The organism is Streptomyces sp. YGL11-2, from assembly GCF_050054615.1.
Lineage (GTDB): Bacteria > Actinomycetota > Actinomycetes > Streptomycetales > Streptomycetaceae > Streptomyces.
Map to the genome: position 1 here is coordinate 37,409 of NZ_JBNHIN010000030.1, position 17,114 is coordinate 54,522.

The 17,114-nt window shown below is 71.5% G+C and carries 13 protein-coding genes and 1 tRNA gene; 11 read left to right on the forward strand and 3 right to left on the reverse strand.

What is annotated here, in order from left to right; translation table 11 throughout:
• Positions 1-36 precede the first annotated feature (36 nt).
• Both ACO1BR_RS28700 and ACO1BR_RS28705 read right to left on the reverse strand, forming a co-directional pair.
• Positions 37-1,335, reverse strand: a complete 1,299-nt coding sequence (locus tag ACO1BR_RS28700) for an MFS transporter (RefSeq protein WP_426798000.1) — start codon at positions 1,333-1,335, stop codon at positions 37-39.
• A 365-nt stretch (positions 1,336-1,700) separates the two neighbouring features.
• Positions 1,701-3,227, reverse strand: coding sequence for a potassium/proton antiporter (locus ACO1BR_RS28705; protein WP_426798051.1), 1,527 nt, complete (start codon positions 3,225-3,227; stop codon positions 1,701-1,703).
• A gap of 188 nt (positions 3,228-3,415) precedes the next feature.
• On the opposite strand from ACO1BR_RS28705, the gene ACO1BR_RS28710 reads away from it, so the two are divergent.
• A complete protein-coding gene (locus ACO1BR_RS28710) occupies positions 3,416-6,130 on the forward strand; it encodes a penicillin acylase family protein (protein WP_426798001.1) in 2,715 nt (904 codons plus the stop codon).
• A gap of 262 nt (positions 6,131-6,392) precedes the next feature.
• On the opposite strand, the gene ACO1BR_RS28715 is transcribed toward ACO1BR_RS28710, so the two are convergent.
• Positions 6,393-6,941 carry a 5-formyltetrahydrofolate cyclo-ligase gene (locus ACO1BR_RS28715; RefSeq protein WP_426798002.1) on the reverse strand — a complete coding sequence of 183 codons (549 nt, stop codon included), beginning with the start codon at positions 6,939-6,941 and terminating at the stop codon, positions 6,393-6,395.
• A gap of 143 nt (positions 6,942-7,084) precedes the next feature.
• Here ACO1BR_RS28715 and galU point away from each other — a divergent pair, with 143 nt between their 5' ends.
• The 10 genes from galU (at position 7,085) to ACO1BR_RS28765 (ending at position 17,008) form a co-directional block, all read left to right on the forward strand.
• The gene (gene galU, locus ACO1BR_RS28720) at positions 7,085-7,990 is read left to right on the forward strand and encodes a UTP--glucose-1-phosphate uridylyltransferase GalU (RefSeq protein WP_426798003.1); all 906 of its coding nucleotides are present in this window, start codon (positions 7,085-7,087) and stop codon (positions 7,988-7,990) included.
• 4 nt (positions 7,991-7,994) lie between these two features.
• Positions 7,995-9,344 carry a gephyrin-like molybdotransferase Glp gene (gene glp, locus ACO1BR_RS28725; RefSeq protein WP_426798004.1) on the forward strand — a complete coding sequence of 450 codons (1,350 nt, stop codon included), beginning with the start codon at positions 7,995-7,997 and terminating at the stop codon, positions 9,342-9,344.
• Positions 9,345-9,488: 144 nt separating this feature from the next.
• The gene (gene moaC / locus ACO1BR_RS28730) at positions 9,489-9,971 is read left to right on the forward strand and encodes a cyclic pyranopterin monophosphate synthase MoaC (protein WP_426798005.1); all 483 of its coding nucleotides are present in this window, start codon (positions 9,489-9,491) and stop codon (positions 9,969-9,971) included.
• Positions 9,968-10,468 (forward strand): MogA/MoaB family molybdenum cofactor biosynthesis protein, encoded by a 501-nt coding sequence (locus ACO1BR_RS28735; protein ID WP_426798006.1) that lies wholly within the window; start codon positions 9,968-9,970, stop codon positions 10,466-10,468. The genes moaC and ACO1BR_RS28735 overlap by 4 nt, the downstream gene beginning before the upstream one ends.
• Positions 10,469-10,482: 14 nt before the next feature.
• Positions 10,483-11,106 (forward strand): GNAT family N-acetyltransferase, encoded by a 624-nt coding sequence (locus ACO1BR_RS28740; RefSeq protein ID WP_426798007.1) that lies wholly within the window; start codon positions 10,483-10,485, stop codon positions 11,104-11,106.
• Positions 11,107-11,258: 152 nt separating this feature from the next.
• Complete coding sequence (locus ACO1BR_RS28745; protein ID WP_426798008.1) at positions 11,259-12,317, forward strand: hypothetical protein; 1,059 nt, start codon at positions 11,259-11,261, stop codon at positions 12,315-12,317.
• A gap of 75 nt (positions 12,318-12,392) precedes the next feature.
• Positions 12,393-12,465, forward strand: a tRNA-Ala gene (locus ACO1BR_RS28750).
• A gap of 633 nt (positions 12,466-13,098) precedes the next feature.
• Entirely contained in the window at positions 13,099-13,968 is an 870-nt protein-coding gene (locus ACO1BR_RS28755; protein WP_426798009.1) for a chitosanase, read from the forward strand.
• A 345-nt stretch (positions 13,969-14,313) separates the two neighbouring features.
• Positions 14,314-14,709, forward strand: a complete 396-nt coding sequence (locus ACO1BR_RS28760; RefSeq protein ID WP_426798010.1) for a hypothetical protein — start codon at positions 14,314-14,316, stop codon at positions 14,707-14,709.
• Positions 14,710-14,860: 151 nt separating this feature from the next.
• Positions 14,861-17,008 carry a bifunctional polysaccharide deacetylase/glycosyltransferase family 2 protein gene (locus tag ACO1BR_RS28765; RefSeq protein ID WP_426798011.1) on the forward strand — a complete coding sequence of 716 codons (2,148 nt, stop codon included), beginning with the start codon at positions 14,861-14,863 and terminating at the stop codon, positions 17,006-17,008.
• Positions 17,009-17,114: the final 106 nt, after the last annotated feature.

Consider the following 17,114-nt stretch of genomic DNA (forward strand, 5'->3'; position numbering starts at 1 on the left):
GGGCCGGACGCCCGTCGCGTCCGGCCCGGCGGTCCGTCAGGCGTTCGCCAGCTCGCGGTCGCGGTCGTCGAGGGCCGGCCCGGAGGCGCCGTCGGCGCTGTCCGCCGACCCGGCGACCACCTTCGAGGGCCGCGGCAGCAGGTGCGCCCGCAGCGCCAGCAGCACGACCAGGGCCAGCGCGGTGCCGGCCAGCGGCACCAGGAACCCGGTGCTCGGGCCGAAGCGGTCCGCCAACTGGCCGGCGGAGGTGGCCGCGGCGGCCTGGCCCAGCGCGACCGCGCCGGTCAGCCAGGTGAAGGCTTCGGTACGGGCGGCGGCCGGGACCAGCGACTCGACGAGGGTGTAGCCGGTGATCAGCGCGGGGGCGATGCACAGGCCGACGACCAGGCCGACGGCGCCCAGCAGCGGTACGGAGGTCACCGCCCACAGCGGGGTGGTGGCCAGCGCCAGCAGCCCGTAGGCGACCAACAGCCGGCGGCGCGGGCCGATCTTCCAGGCGATGGCGCCGCAGGCGATGCCGGCGAGCATGTTCCCGCCGGCGAAGATCCCGTAGAGGACGCCGTTGATGCCGGGCTGTCCGATGTGCTCGGTGAGCGCGGTCAGCGAGACCTGCATCCCGCCGAAGACGGAGCCGATGCCGAGGAACGCCACGATCAGGACGCGTACGCCGGGGACGGACAGTGCGGAGACGCGCGGGGCGTCGTCGGAGTGCCCCCGGTGGACGGGCGGCTGGGTGCGCCGCTGGGAGGCGAACAGGAGGCCGCCGGCCAGTGACAGCGCGGCCTCGGCGATCAGGCCGGCGGCCGGGTGGATGCCGGTGCACAGCGCGGTGGCCAGCACCGGGCCGACGACGAACGTGAACTCGTCGGTGACCGACTCGAAGGCGGCGGCCGTCGGCATCAGCGGGCTGCCGCCGAGGTTCGCCGCCCAGCGGGCCCGCACCATCGGGCCGACCTGCGGCGTCGAGGCGCCGGTGGGGACGGCCACCGCGAGCAGCGCCCACAGGGGGGCGTGCGCGAGGGCCAGGGCGATCAGGGCCGAGACGCCGGCGACGTGCACCAGGACACCGGGGATCAGGACGGCGCGCTGGCCGAAGCGGTCGGCGAGCTTGCCGCTCTGCGGGGCGAACAGCGCCATCGAGACGCCAGTGGCGGCGGAGACCGCGCCGGCGGTGCCGTAGGAGCCGGTGGTGGACTGGACGAGCAGCACGATGCCGATGGTCAGCATCGCGAACGGCTGCCGGGCCAGGAAGCCGGGCAGCAGGAACGTCCACGCGCCGGGCGTGCGCAACAGTTGTCCGTAACCGGGACGGGGATCCTTGACCGCGGATGCCACGGCCGGGCCTTTCTGCCACCTGGTAGCGCTGCCCCGAGAGGTCGTCACGGGTACGCGCCGAGAGCTGTCCTCTCGCGCAGGACCGAGTGATACCGCGTGGTCCGCACCGGAGGGGTGGCTGCGTGTGGCAGGGGACCGCGGCCGCCGAGCGGTCGCGCCAGCTCTGCGTCAGGCAGAGGTGGTTCGTAATCCGTCAAAAAATTTCTGTCTTCATACTACAGGTCGAAAGCCGTGAAGCCCTGGGATTAACCAGGGCTTCACCGGGATTTCCTTGGGTTCCGTGGAGAGATACAGCACATTCGCGGCCGGGCCGGGCAAGCCGGGCCGCGCGCGGGGCCGGGACCGGCCGACCCCTGCGTCCCGGCTCAGCCGCGCCGGGGCCGCCGGCCGGCCTCCTCCGGGGGCACGCCGGCCCCCAGCCAGCCGGCCAGCTTGCCGCCCTGCGAGACGGCCTGGAGCCGCCGCTCGGCCGCGTCGCGCACCGGGTCGGTGGCGACCACCAGCAGTTCGTCGCCGCGCCGCAGCACGGTGGTGGGGGAGGGGACGAAGCTGGCGCCGTCCCGTACGACGAGGGTGACCGCGGCGCCCGCAGGCATCCGCAGTTCGCCGACCTCGACGCCGTGCATACGGGAGGTGGGCCCTATCGACGTCGACAGCAGATGGCCGCGCAGCCGCTCCAGGGGTGCCGACTCGATGCCCAGGTCGGCGGCCTCCTCACCCTCGCCGAGCCGCAGCCGGCGGGCCAGCCACGGCAGGGTGGGTCCCTGGATGAGGGTGTAGACGACGACCAGGACGAAGACGATGTTGAAGACCGTCTCGCTGCCGGGGACGTCGGTCACCATCGGGATGGTGGCCAGCACGATGGGCACCGCGCCGCGCAGTCCGGCCCAGGACAGCAGCGTCTTCTCCCGCCAGGGCACCCGGAACGGCAGCAGCGAGGTGAAGACGGACAGCGGCCGGGCGACGAGTGTCAGGATCATGCCGATGAGCAGTGCCGGCACGATGTCGTCGAGCAGGTTGTGCGGGGTGACGAGGAGGCCCAGCAGCACGAACATCCCGATCTGGCCGATCCAGCCGACCCCCTCGGCGAACCCGCGGGTGGCCGGGGCGTGCGGCAGCTTGGCGTTGCCGAGGACGACCGCGGCCAGATAGACGGCGAGGAAGCCGGAGCCGTGCGCCAGCGCGCCGGCCGCGTACGCGGAGACGGCGATGGCCATCACGGCGATCGGGTAGAGGCCGGAGGCGGGCAGCGCCACATGCCGCATGCCGTAGGCGCCGAGCCAGCCGATGGCCAGTCCGACGGCGGCGCCGATGGCGAGCTCCAACGCTATCTCGCCGAGGAGGACGTACCAGTGCTCGATCGGGCCGGCGGTGGAGAAGGCGACGACGAGGATGACCACCGGGGCGTCGTTGAAGCCGGACTCGGCCTCCAGGACACCGGTCAGCCGGGACGGCAACGGCACGCTGCGCAGGACCGAGAAGACGGCCGCGGCGTCCGTGGAGGAGACCACCGCGCCGATCAGCAGGGCCTGGCGCCATTCGAGTCCGGCGAGGTAGTGCGCGCCGGCCGCGGTGACCCCCACGCTCACCGCGACGCCGAACGTCGAGAGCACCGCGGCCTGGGGCAGTGCCGGTTTGATCTCTTTCCACTTGGTGCCCAGGCCGCCCTCGGCGAGGATCACCACCAGGGCCGCGTAGCCCAGGAGTTGGGTCAGTTCGGCGTTGTCGAAGACGATGCCGCCGATGCCGTCCTGCCCGATGGCGATGCCTATCCCCAGGTAGATGAGCAGGCTGGGGAGCCCGCTGCGCGAGGAGAGCCGTACTGCGGCGACGGCGATGAGCAGTACGAGCGAGCAGACCAGCAGGAGTTCGTTGAGGTGTTCGACAGTCAGGAGCTGATCCTTCCTCGCGCGGATCGGGGCGGACGGGTGGGCGGTCCTTACCGTATCTAGTTACTGACCCTAACAATTTACCAGTACTTGAAAGTTTGATGTGCTGGTGGTGACTCCGCGTAGGGGTCGCACAGGCCGTGCGCCTATGGTTGCTCCAGCACTCCCACCCTGCCCCTCGAAGGACAGAGATGCCCGCCAACAAGTCCGGACCGGCCCCCAAAAAGAAGAAGGGGCGGCGTGGCCGCCTCGTCGCGCTCATGGTCGTGCTGCTGCTCGTGGCGGGCATCGGCTTCGGCGCGTACTGGAGCGTCAGCACCGTGCGCGCATCCTTCCCGGAGACCACCGGGGCGCTCAAACTCCCGGGCCTGACCGACCCGGTGGACGTCGTGCGCGACGCCAACGGCATTCCGCAGATCTACGCCGACACCGACCAGGACCTCTTCCGCGCCCAGGGATACGTCCAGGCCCAGGACCGGTTCTGGGAGATGGACGTCCGCCGGCACATGACCGCCGGCCGGCTTTCGGAAATGTTCGGCAAGAGTCAGGTCAAGACCGACGAGTTCCTGCGGACCCTCGGCTGGCACGAAGTGGCACAGAAGGAATACGACACCAAGCTGTCGGCCGACACCAAGAAGAACCTCCAGGCGTACTCCGCGGGCGTCAACGCCTACCTCAAGGAACATCAGGGCTCGGCGCTGTCCCTGGAGTACGCGGCGCTCGGCTTCGAGAACGACTACAAGCCCGAGAAGTGGACCCCGGTCGACTCGGTGGCCTGGCTCAAGGCGATGGCCTGGGACCTGCGTGGCAACATGCAGGAGGAGATCGACCGCGCCCTGATGGCCAGCCGGTTCACCCCGGCCCAGATCGACCAGCTCTACCCGGCCTATCCGTACCAGCGGAACCGGCCGATCGTCGACGGCGGCGCGGTCGACCCGGCCACCAAGGAGTTCGACCCCAAGGCCACCGCCGGCAGCACCTCCGCCGGCAGCCCGGGCGCGGCCAGCGCGCGGGTCCACTCGCAGCTCTCCGCGCTGTCCACCACCCTCGACAAGATCCCGGCGCTGCTCGGCCCCAACGGCAACGGCATCGGCTCCAACTCCTGGGTCGTCTCCGGGGAGCACACCACCACCGGCAAGCCGCTGCTCGCCAACGACCCGCACCTGGCGCCGCAGATGCCCTCGCTCTGGTACCAGATGGGCCTGCACTGCCGCACCACCGGCCCCAAGTGCAACTACGACGTCGCCGGCTTCACCTTCTCCGGCATGCCCGGCGTCATCATCGGCCACAACCAGAACATCTCCTGGGGCATGACCAACCTCGGCGCGGACGTCACCGACCTGTACCTGGAGAAGATCAACGCCGACGGGTACCTCTACGACGGCAAGCAGCAGCCCTTCGTCACGCGCCGGGAGACCATCAAGGTCGCCGGCGACGAAAGCCGCCAGATCACCGTCCGCGCCACCAACAACGGCCCGATCGTCTCCGACCGCGACGACGAGCTGGCCGGCGTCGGCAAGGACGCCCCGGTGGCCAACGGCGCCCCCGATCGCGGCGACGGCTACGCCGTATCGCTGCGCTGGACCGCCCTGGACCCCGGCAAGACCATGGACGCCTTCTTCGAGATCAACCGGTCCAAGGACTGGACGGACTTCCGCAAGGCCGCCGCCGACTTCGAGGTCCCCTCCCAGAACCTGATCTACGCCGACACCAAGGGCAACATCGGCTACCAGGCACCCGGGAAGATCCCGGTCCGCGGCAAGGGCGACGGCAGCTACCCGGCGCCCGGCTGGGACCCCGCCTACCAGTGGACCGGCTACATCCCGCAGAGCGCGCTGCCGTACGAGTACAACCCCAAGCGCGGCTTCATCGTCACCGCCAACCAGGCCGTCACCGACGAGAAGTACCCCTACCTGATCACCAAGGACTGGGGCTACGGCACCCGCAGCCAGCGGATCAACGACCTCATCGAGTCCAAGATCAAGGACGGCGGCAAGGTCTCCACCGACGACATGCAGACCTTCCAGAAGGACAACAGCAGCGAGATCGCCCGGCTGCTGACCCCCTACCTGACGAAGATCGACATCAAGGACAAGTACGTCCGCGACGCCCAGCAGCTGCTCAACGGCTGGGACTTCACCCAGGAGCCCGACTCCGCCGCCGCCGCGTACTTCAACGCCGTCTGGCGCAACACCCTCAAGCTCGCCTTCGGCAACAAGATGCCCAAGGAGCTGCGCGTCCAGGGCCAGTGCCTCTACGTCCGCCCGGCCAGCGACACCGGACCCGCCGACGACCAGAACAAGCTGGTCCGCGAATGCGGCCAGCGGGCCGGCGACACCGCCCAGCCCGACGGCGGCGACCGCTGGTACGAGGTCGTCCGCAACATCCTCGACGACCCCAACAACGCCTGGTGGAAGACCGAGGACCGGCCCGGCCACCCCGGCCTCAAGAACCGCGACCAGCTCCTCGCGCAGGCCATGAAGGACGCCCGCTACGAGCTGACCTCCCAGCTCGGCAAGAACATCGACAACTGGACCTGGGGCCGGCTGCACCAGATGGACCTCACCAACCAGACCCTCGGCAAGGACGGGCCGGGCTTCCTCCAGGGCCTGTTCAACCGCGGCCCGTGGAACCTCGGCGGCGGCGAGGCCGCGGTCGACGCCACCGGCTGGAACGCCTCCGGCGGCTACAAGGTCACCTGGGTCCCGTCCATGCGGATGATCGTCAACCTCGCCGACCTCGACAAGTCCCGCTGGATCAACCTCACCGGCGCCTCCGGGCACGCCTACGACGCCCACTACTACGACCAGACCGACAAGTGGGCCAAGGGCGAACTCCTCCCCTGGGCGTTCGGCGAAGACGCCGTCAAGAAGGCGGGCAAGGAAACGCTGACGCTGTCGCCGTAACACCCGGCCGCCCCCGCCGCGGGGCGCGCCACCGCCACCGGGGGGGGCGGATCCCTCCGGCCCGCCCGACCGCGTTACGGGCCCAACTGTGCTACAGGACGCGGGAGTTCGGCGGTTTCCGGCCTTTCCGGGGCCCCTTTCGACGCGTTCTCGCCGGGTCCACGTCGCGCTCTCGCCGCGCTCTCGCCGCGCTCTCGCCGCGCTCTCGCCGCGCTCTCGCCGCGTTCGCGCCAGGTTCCGCGGAGTTCCCCCGCCCCGCCGCTCAGTGCCGGAAGCGGTGCACCCCCGAGGGCGTCACCGCCGCGTGCACCCGGCGGTCGTGCGGCTCCGCCGGGACCTCGTCCAGCACCTCGCCGTCGTGCAGCAGCACCACCAGCGACGTCCGCGCACCGGCCCGCTCCAGCCGCGCCAGCACCCGGTCGTACGAGCCGCCGCCGCGCCCCAGCCGCAGCCCCGTACGGTCCACCGCCAGCCCCGGCAGCAGCACCACGTCCGCCCGCGTCACGGCTTCCGGCGTCAGCCGCGGGCCGTCCGGCTCGTGCAGCCCCCAGCCCGCCGGGACCAGGTGCTCGGCACCCTCGTACACCGCCCAGTCCAGATCGTTGTCCGGCAGCAGGACCGGCAGCAGCACCCGCACCCCGGCCGCCCGCAGCGCGTCGAGCAGCGCCCGGGTGTCCGGCTCACCGCCGATCGACACATACGCCGCGACGGTCGGCCCGGCGCCCTCGGCGGGGCCCGCCCGCAGCTCGTCCAGCGCCAGCACTCGGCGGGCCAGCGCGGCGCCCCGCTCCGCGACGACGGCGGCCGGCAACGATCTCCTCACCTCCTGGAGATCCCGCCGCAACCTGCGCTTTCTCTCGTGGTCAACGCTCACGTGTGGCCTCGCTCGGTCTCTCATGATCTCTTAACCGGACCCTCATCATCGTGCCGTTCGGCCCGGTTAGGGTGGCGCGCATGACCACCCCATCGCACGCACGGATCAGCAAGGCTGTCATCCCGGCCGCAGGGCTCGGCACCCGTTTCCTGCCGGCGACGAAGGCCACCCCCAAGGAGATGCTCCCGGTCGTCGACAAGCCCGCCATCCAGTACGTCGTGGAGGAGGCAGCCGCGGCCGGACTCTCCGACGTCCTCATGGTGACCGGACGCAACAAGCGGCCCCTGGAGGACCACTTCGACCGCAACTACGAGCTCGAAGAGGCACTGCACCGCAAGGGCGACGGATCCCGCCTCGCCAAGGTCCAGGAATCCAGCGACCTGGCGACCATCCACTACGTACGCCAGGGCAACCCCAGGGGCCTGGGCCACGCCGTGCTGTGCGCCGCCCCGCACGTCGGCGACCAGCCGTTCGCGGTCCTCCTGGGCGACGACCTCATCGACCCCCGCGACCCCCTGCTGCGCCGGATGATAGAGGTGCAGGAGGAGCACGGCGGCTCGGTCATCGCCCTCATGGAGGTCGACCCCTCCGCCATCCACCTCTACGGCTGCGCGGCCGCCGCCCCCACCGGCGACGACGACGTGGTCACCGTCTCCGACCTGGTCGAGAAGCCCGAGCCGGGCGAGGCGCCCAGCAACCTCGCCATCATCGGCCGCTACGTCCTCGACCCCGCCGTCTTCGAGGTGCTCCGCAAGACCGACCCCGGCCGCGGCGGTGAGATCCAGCTCACCGACGCCCTCCAGGCACTGGCCGCCGACCCGGGGCTGGGCGGCCCGGTGCACGGCGTGGTCTTCAAGGGCCGCCGCTACGACACCGGCGACCGCGGCGACTATCTGCGTGCCATTGTCAGACTGGCATGCGAACGTGAGGACCTGGGCCCCGACTTCCGGGCCTGGCTGCGCAGTTACGTCACCGAGGAGATGTAGGACGTTGAACGGCACCACCGGCCAGACCAGCCACCCGGACCGCGTCTGGTCGGTGGCCGAGCACCTCGACGACGTCCTGGCGGCGATCCGCCCGCTGGAGCCGGTCGAGCGGCAGCTGCTCGACGCCCAGGGCTGCGTCCTCGCCGAGGACATCGCCGTCCCGCTGCCGCTGCCGCCGTTCGACAACAGCTCCATGGACGGCTACGCGGTGCGCGTCGCCGACGTCGCGGACGCCACCGAGGGCGCCCCGGCGGTCCTCACCGTCATCGGCGACGTCGCCGCCGGCAGCGGTGAGCTTCCCGCCGTCGGCCCCGGCCAGGCCGCCCGCATCATGACCGGCGCCCCGGTGCCGCCCGGCGCCGACGCCGTCGTCCCCGTCGAGTGGACCGACGGCGGCACGGGCCGGGGGCCGGCCGCCGCGATGCGCGCGCGCAGCGCCGCGCCCCAGGACGCGTCCGGCGAGGTCCGGGTGCACCGCCCGGCCGCCGCCGGCGCCCATGTCCGCCGGCGCGGCAGCGACGTCACGGCGGGCGAGCGGGCGCTGCCCGCGGGCACGGTCCTGGGCCCCTCGCAGCTCGGCCTGCTGGCCGCCATCGGCCGCGGCACCGTACGGGTCCGCCCCCGCCCCCGGGTCGTCGTGATGTCGACCGGAAGCGAACTGGTCCAGCCCGGCGAGGCGTTGGGCCCCGGCCAGATCCACGACTCCAACAGCTTCCAGCTCACCGCCGCCGCCCGCGAGGCCGGCGCCGTCGCCTACCGCGTCGGCGCCGTCGCCGACGACGCCGGCACCCTCCGCGCCACCCTGGAGGACCAGCTCGCCCGGGCCGACGTCCTGGTCACCAGCGGCGGCGTCAGCGTCGGCGCCTACGACGTCGTCAAGGAGACCCTGACCGACCTGGCCGCGGACACCGCGCCCGAGGGGTCCTCCCCGGTCACCGGCCGGGTGGAGTTCCGCAAGCTCGCCATGCAGCCCGGCAAGCCCCAGGGCTTCGGGCTCATCGGCCCCGACCGCGTCCCGCTGCTGGCCCTGCCCGGCAACCCGGTCAGCTCCTACGTCTCCTTCGAACTCTTCGTCCGCCCCGTCATCCGCACGCTCATGGGCCACCCCGACATCCACCGCCCCACCGCCCGCGCCCGCTGCACCGAGGCCATCGGCTCCTCCCCCAAGGGCAGGCGGCAGTTCCTGCGCGGCACCTACGACCCGGAGGCCGGCACGGTCACCCCCGTCGGCGGCAGCGGCTCCCACCTGATCAAGGCCATGGCCCACTCCGACGCGCTGATCGTCGTCCCCGAGGACCTCGCCGAGGTGCCCGCGGACGCCACCGTGGAGGTCATCCTGCTCGGCCGCGGGTGACCGCCGGCCGCACACCGCCGGGCGAGAAGTCGCGTAGCGGGAACGGGAAGTCGTATACCGGAAAGAGGAAGCCCGCGGCGGGTGCCCGGTAGCCCCCGGGGGTACGGTGTCGTCCCACAGGCGGCAGTTTGGACCGGGAGAACGATGAGCAGCGGCCAGCAACACCTCACCCATATCGACGCGTCGGGCGCGGCCCGGATGGTCGACGTCACGGCGAAGGACGTCACCGCCCGCACCGCCCGCGCCCGCGGCCGGGTCCTGGTATCGCCGCAGGTCATCGCGTTGCTGCGGGGTGAGGGGGTGCCGAAGGGCGACGCCCTGGCCACCGCCCGGATCGCCGGCATCATGGGCGCCAAGCGCACCCCCGAGCTGATCCCGCTCTGCCACCCGCTCGCCGTCTCCGGGGTCACGGTGGACCTCGCCGTCGCCGACGACGCCGTCGAGATCACCGCCACGGTCCGGACCACCGACCGCACGGGCGTCGAGATGGAGGCCCTGACGGCGGTGTCCGTCGCCGCGCTCACCGTCGTCGACATGGTCAAGGCCGTCGACAAGGCCGCGGTGATCTCCGACGTCCGCGTCGAGGAGAAGACCGGCGGCAAGTCCGGCGACTGGAGCCGGTCGTGAGACCCGCCCGCGCCCTCGTCGTCACCGCCTCCAACCGCGCCGCCGCCGGCGTGTACGAGGACAAGGGCGGCCCGCTGCTCGCCGAGGGCCTGACCGCCATGGGCTTCACGGTCGACGGCCCCCGGGTCGTCCCCGACGGCGACCCGGTGGAGGCCGCGCTGCGCGACGCCGCCGCCCAGTCCTACGACGTCGTCCTGACCACCGGCGGCACCGGCGTCTCGCCCACCGACCGCACCCCCGAGGCCACCCGCCGGGTCCTGGACTACGAGGTCCCCGGCATCCCCGAGGCGATCCGCGCCGCCGGCCGTGCCACGGTCCCCACCGCGGCCCTCTCCCGCGGCCTGGCGGGCGTCGCCGGCCGGACCCTGATCGTCAACCTGCCGGGCTCGACGGGCGGCGTACGCGACGGGCTCGCCGTCCTGGCCGACCTCCTCCCGCACGCGGTCGACCAGCTCGGCGGCGGCGACCACCCCAGACCCTCCGGGAGCCCCAGCTGAACGCGCCCTGGCCGGTGGTCCTGACCGACGGAGACGTCTCCCTCCGCCCGATAAAGCTGCGCGACCAGCGCCCCTGGCGGGAGGTCAACCGCCGCAACCGCGACTGGCTGCGCCCCTGGGAAGCCACCGTCCCGCCGTCCCCGCCCGGCTTCCCGGTGCCGCACCGCCCGACGTTCCGTCAGATGGTCCGGCATCTGCGCGCCGAGGCGCACGCCGGCCGGATGCTGCCGTTCGTCGTGGAATACCGCGGCCGGCTCGTCGGGCAACTCACCGTCGCCGGCATCACCTGGGGCTCGATGTGCTCGGGCCATATCGGCTACTGGGTCGACCAGGAAGTCGCCGGCCGCGGCGTCATGCCGACCGCCGTGGCGCTCGCCGTCGACCACTGCTTCCACACCGTGGGACTGCACCGCATCGAGGTCTGCATTCGGCCGGAAAACACCCCCAGCCGGCGCGTGGTGGAGAAACTCGGCTTCCGCGAGGAAGGCATCCGCCCGCGCTACCTCCACATCGACGGCGCCTGGCGTGACCACGCGGTTTTCGCGCTCACCGCGGAGGAAGTGCCCGAGGGCCTCCTCAACCGCTGGCGGCGGCAGAAACCCCGTACGCCCGGGGCACCCGGCGCATCCCACAAATGAAAAATCCGTTCGAATTAATCCCTCAACGGCGCCGGATTCCTCACGAGGTCATCGCAACAATCACAAAAAAAGTTCGAGATATCAGCCAGATCGTGCGACACACCGGCCCAATTGGCGGATGGCCCCACGCAAACCCCTCTACCGTGTGAGTTGTGAGAAGCAGCGGCCTCATCTACGCAGTCATCGTCGGGGCCTGGGCCGCCTACCTGGTGCCGATGTGGCTCCGTAGGCAGGACGAGCTCAACGAGGCCCGTCCGACCGAGCGCTTCAGCACTGCCATCCGGCTCCTGTCCGGGCGCGCGGCCATGCAGCGCCGCTACGACAGGGAGCAGGAGGTGTGCCCCGCCGGCGATGCGGGCGACGAGCAGGACCCGGACGCCGTCGACGACCCGGACAGCCCGCTCGGCGTTCGGCCCTTCGGCGACCCCGCGGCGGCCCCGGAGCCCTCCGGCGACGCCGCCCCCGCCCGCCCCAAGGCGGCCCCGCCGCGCCCCACCTCCGCCGACCGCACCAAGCGCGCCAAGGTCCTCGCCCGCCGCCGGCGCACCATCACCATCCTCTTCTTCGCCTTCACCGCCGGTGCCATCGCCGCGGCCGTGGGCGGCCTGCCCTTCCTCTGGGCCCCCGCCCTGCCCGCGATCCTCCTGACCGCGTACATCGTGTATCTGCGCGCCCAGGAGCGGCGGCGCTTCACCTTCACCATGGACCAGCGCAAGGCGGAGGCGGCAGCTCAGCGACTGCGGGAAGGCAGGCCCCACCCTTCGCGGGCGGCCGACCAGCCGCCCGCCGCCGACCAGCAGCCCGCCCCCCGCGCTGACGCCCCCGCCGCCCCCGCCCCGGAGTCCCCGCGCTCCGCGACGCCCGCGCAGACCGCCGGCCGCCGTGCCCTCGTCGAGGAGACCGACCACGCCGAGTGGGTCGACCAGCAGCGCGAACGCGAGCGCCCGCGCTCCACCTCCGGCAGCTGGGAGCCCGTCCCGGTGCCCCTGCCCACCTACGTCACTGCCCCGGTCGCCCCCCGGGCCACCAGTCACGTCGACCTGGACGCCGACGACGCCTGGAGCTCCGCCCGCTCCAGCGCCGCCCCCGACCACCCCCAGCCCGACAGCTCCCAGGACCGCCCCACCCACCCCGGCCGCCGCGCCCGCGGTCGCACCCCGCTCTTCGACCAGTACGAGGACGAGGACCGCCCCCGCGCGGCGAACGAGTGACGGCGCTCCGCTGACCAGCACCGGAAGCGATTTCCGAGCACCGCGACCGAGATGCTAGAGTTTCACTCGTCGCAAGGGCCTGTGGCGCAGCTGGTAGCGCACCTCGTTCGCAACGAGGGGGTCAGGGGTTCGAGTCCCCTCAGGTCCACCGCAGTAGTAGCGAGAGCAGTAAAGCCCCTACCGGGATGATTCGGTGGGGGCTTTTTCGCGCCGTACGGCAGCGACGTACAGCGACTCCTCGGGATCCGCCGTGTTCCCGAGATGCTTGCTTGCTCCCGAAATGCTCGCCGAGCTTCCGCAACGCCTTCCGTGTCGAGCGGCGATGTGCTGGAGCCGCGGTTCCCCCGTGACCTCTCCGGCGTCGAGATCGACTCTTCCCGCAGGGCGTTGCCAAGCGCCGAGCGCTGAGCGCGGCGTGGTCCGGGCGTCCTGCCTTTGTCGTTGCCGCGCTTGCCGCTCGGGCCGACGACTCCATCTCGGCCTCGCGGGGCCGGTGTTCGAGGTACTCGTCGATCCGGCGGGGGAGGATGCGGTGGTTGCGGCCGTCCTTGATGGAAGGGATTTCGCCGGTGAGCACGAGCCGTAGTCGTTCCGGCGCCCGCGCCCACCGCCCCGAACGGCGAAAACTCGGCACGCTAGGGTGCCCGGCAAGACCCAGGACAGGACCCAGGGCAAGAAGAGGCAGGCGGTAGTTGATCAAGTCTGCTGTTCGCGGTTGCTCCGCGGGCAGGAGTTCTTCGGTGAACTGGCGCAGTCAGCAAGGAACAGGCCGGAGCGGTTCGTGGAGTTGAGCAGAATACGTCGCACCATGCTCGTCGTCCTCGGTGCGGTGCTCACCGTGGGGGGCTGCACGTCCGGTGCGGCCGACAAGGACGGCGGTACGGCCGGTGCTCCGGCGACGCCCGCGGCGGGTGCGGAGGGTGCGGCGGCGATCCCGATGATGGACGACATCACCGCGGTGTTCGAGAACGGTGCCACCGTTCCGCAGTACGCCTACATCACCGATCTGCACGACGGCTGTGGCTACACGGCGGGGTGGATCGGGTTCTGCAGCCAGAGCGGCGACATGCTCGGGTTGGTCAAGTCGTACAACGCCGCCGCACCCCAGAACGTGCTCGCGAAGTACACCACCGTCCTTCAGCGACTGGCCGACTCGGGAAGCGAGGACACCGGCGCGCTGGGCGGGGCCTTCGTGCGCGACTGGAAGAAGGCCGCCCTGGACCCGGTCTTCCGGAGGCTGCAGATCCAGGTGGGACACGACACGTACCTCACCCCGGCCAGGAAGCTCAGCGCGCAGGAGGGGGTGAAGAGCGAACTGGGTCTGGAAAACCTCTTCGACACCGCCCTGATGATGGGCCAGGGGTCCGACGACTGCGACGGCATGGTGAAGATCGCCCATGAGACCGACAAGACGCTCGGGGGCAACCCGGCCTCCGGGGTGAACGAGGCGACGTGGCTGGCCCGGTTCAACACCGTCCGCCAGAAGCACATGAAGCACCCCTGCACGCCCGACCGCAAGAGCGACTGGCCGCAGGCGGTCGACCGGTCGCAGGCCCTGCAGAAGCTCGCGGACCGCGGCCAGTGGGATCTGAAGGCTCCGCTGACCGTGAGCGCCGACTTCAAGATGTCCATCAGCAGTCCGCGGGACTGACCCACTTCGTGCTAGCCGCCTGGACCCGGCCGTCAGCTTTGCTGACTCTTTTCGCGAGCTTCACGTCTCCTGTACCGCCCGCTTATATTCAGCCACTAGTGTCCGGATCTTGTGCAGACCATTCCGGAGCGCCAGGCGCCCGCCGGGGACGAAGTGATGCCTGAAGCGTCCACGTCTCCCGATGTTCCTCGTCAAGGGCCTACTACTGTGGCTGGTTCTCCGGCCGAGCCCACCGGTGACACTCTGCGTCTGCTAGACAGACCGATACCGCGCACTCCCAAGCCCATATTCGTCGACGCGTCGGGAGGCCGCCGCAGACGGCTGCGCATCCTGGTGGCCGCATTGGTGACCCCGGCAGTGGCCTACGTCGCCCTGCTCGTCAGCACCCTCCTGGGCGGCCCGACCCTGCCGGCGCTGCTGCCGCACCCGCTGCGGCCGAAGCCGGGCGCGGGCGCCGTCGTCGCGCACGAGACGCCCCGGGCCCGGCCATCACCGACGGCCACAGCCACCGCCGAGCGGCATCGGAGCCCAGGCCGCGCGACGGTGGCGAAGGCCATCGGCGGCGCGTCCGGCAAGGCGAAGTCGCCCTCGACGGCGAAACCGTCCCCGACGGCGAAACCGTCCCCGAAGCCGTCCGAGAGCCACAAGCCGTCCCCGAGCCACAAGCCGTCCCCGCACCCGAAGCACACCCCGACCCCGACCGCGACGCCCTCCGCCCTGCCCACCCACGGCGCGCTCTGACTCAGCTGATGATCCGCCAGGAATCTCCGGGCCCCTGGGCCGCCCTCGCAGTGCCCCACCGCCTCCGCGTAGCGCCGCGCAGCCCTTCCTCGGCACTTCCCTGGCAAGCCGATCAGTTCCAGAACGCCTCGCTCATCCAGAAACCACCGATGTGAGCACTTCTCCCCAGCGTGGCCGTACCGCCCGCGAAACGCCGGTGCGCACCCACTGGGTGCTGCTGGTGACCATGGTGCTGACCCTCACCCTCACGCTGCTCATCGAGGGCTACACACAGCACATGTTCGGCTTCGAGGACGATGGGGGGAACCCTCCGCAGGGTCCTGTCGACCAGGTGCCGCCCTCGGTCCAGAACGGCGGCCCGGTGATCTCGGCCGGCGGATCCAAGCCGGTCTCGCTCACCCCGCCCGCGCACACCGTGGTGCTCACCTTCGACGACGGCCCGGACCCGACCTGGACCCCCAAGATCCTGGCGACGCTGGAACGGCACCACGTGCCCGCGACCTTCTTCCTCGTGGGCACCGGCGTGGCCACACAACCTGACGTGGTCGCGCGGATGGCGAAGGATCACGACGAACTCGGCCTGCACACCTTCACCCATCCCTATCTGCCCAGCCTGCCCAGCTGGCAGCGCACGATGGAGATGCGCGAGGACCAGCTCGCGGTGGCCGGCGCCGCGGGTGTCACCAGCAACCTCTTCCGCCCGCCGTACTCGTCCAGCGCCGACGCGGTGGGCAACGCCGACTGGGCCACGATGCAACAGCTCGGCAAGCTGGGCTACCTGACCGTGCTCGTCACCCAGGACAGCGAGGACTGGCAGAAGCCGGGCGTGCAGAAGATCGTCCACAACGCCACCCCTCCCGGGTCCACCGGCCAGGTGGTCCTCTTCCACGACGCCGGCGGTGACCGCGCGCAGACCGTGGCCGCGCTGGACACCCTGATCCCGCGCCTCCAGGCGCGCGGCTACCGCTTCCAGACGGTCAGCCAGGCATTCCACCTCGCCGACGCCAACCGCCCGTCCTCCACCGGCGAGCACCTGCTCGGCGTCGGGCTGCTGTGGCTGCTCAAGGGGGCGCTCTGGGGCCTCAACGGACTCGACGTGCTGCTGCTCGTCGCCGGACTGCTGGGCATCCTGCGCGCGGTGATCTCCATGATCGCCGCGGCCAAGCACCGGCGGGACGCCAGGAAGGCGTGGGGACCGCTGGTCACCGAACCGGTGTCGGTGATCGTGCCGGCCTACAACGAGTCGGCCGGTATCGAGGCGACCGTCCGGTCCCTGGTCGCGTCCGACCACCCGCTGGAGATCATCGTCGTGGACGACGGCTCCTCCGACGGCACCGCCGACATCGTCGAGGCACTCGGCCTGCCGGGCGTACGGGTGATCCGCCAGCGGAACGCGGGCAAGCCCGCCGCGCTCAACACGGGGATCGCCGCCGCGTCGTACGAGATCGTGGTGATGATGGACGGCGACACGGTCTTCGAGCCGGACGCGGTCCGCCATCTGGTGCAGCCGTTCTCCGACCCGCAGATCGGAGCGGTCTCCGGCAACGCCAAGGTCGTCAACCGGCGTGGCCTGCTGGGCCGTTGGCAGCACATCGAGTACGTCGTCGGCTTCAACCTGGACCGGCGGCTCTTCGACCTGGCCCGGTGCATGCCCACGGTGCCGGGTGCGATAGGCGCCTGGCGCCGAGCCGCGCTGGTGCGCGTCGGCGGTGTCTCCGAGGCGACACTCGCCGAGGACACCGACCTCACCATGGCGATCTGGCGTAACGGCTGGCGCGTGGTCTACGAGGAGAAGGCCATCGCCTGGACCGAGGCTCCCGCTTCCCTCGGCGCCCTGTGGCGGCAGCGTTACCGCTGGTGCTACGGGACCCTGCAGGCGATGTGGAAGCACCGCGGCGCCGCCCGCCAGAGCGGCGCCGCCGGTACGTTCGGCCGTCGCGGGCTGCTCTTCCTGCTGCTCTTCCAGGTGCTGCTGCCGTTGTTCGCGCCCTTGGTCGACGTGCTGAGCGTGTACGGGCTGATCTTCCTCGACCCCGTCCACGTACTGCTGCTGTGGAGCTCGTTCCTGCTCATCCAGGTCGTCACCGGCGCCTATGCGTTCCGCCTCGACGGCGAACGGCTCGGACCGCTGTGGAGCCTGCCGTTCCAGCAGCTCGTCTACCGCCAGTTGATGTACCTCGTGGTGGTCCAGTCGGTCGCCACGGCCCTGTCCGGCAGCCGCCTGCGCTGGCAGCGCATGGAGCGCTACGGCTCCCACCAGGAACCGCCGCTGTCACCGGCATCGGGGACGCGGGGCTGACGGCGAGGGCCCCGGANGGTCGCCACGGCCCTGTCCGGCAGCCGCCTGCGCTGGCAGCGCATGGAGCGCTACGGCTCCCACCAGGAACCGCCGCTGTCACCGGCAT

What these genes read in the sequence shown, in the direction of transcription:
- ACO1BR_RS28710 (WP_426798001.1), top strand. Translation starts at nt 3,416, where the DNA reads ATGCCCGCCAACAAGTCCGGACCGGCCCCCAAAAAGAAGAAGGGGCGG.
- galU (WP_426798003.1), top strand. Translation starts at nt 7,085, where the DNA reads ATGACCACCCCATCGCACGCACGGATCAGCAAGGCTGTCATCCCGGCC.
- moaC (WP_426798005.1), top strand. Translation starts at nt 9,489, where the DNA reads ATGAGCAGCGGCCAGCAACACCTCACCCATATCGACGCGTCGGGCGCG.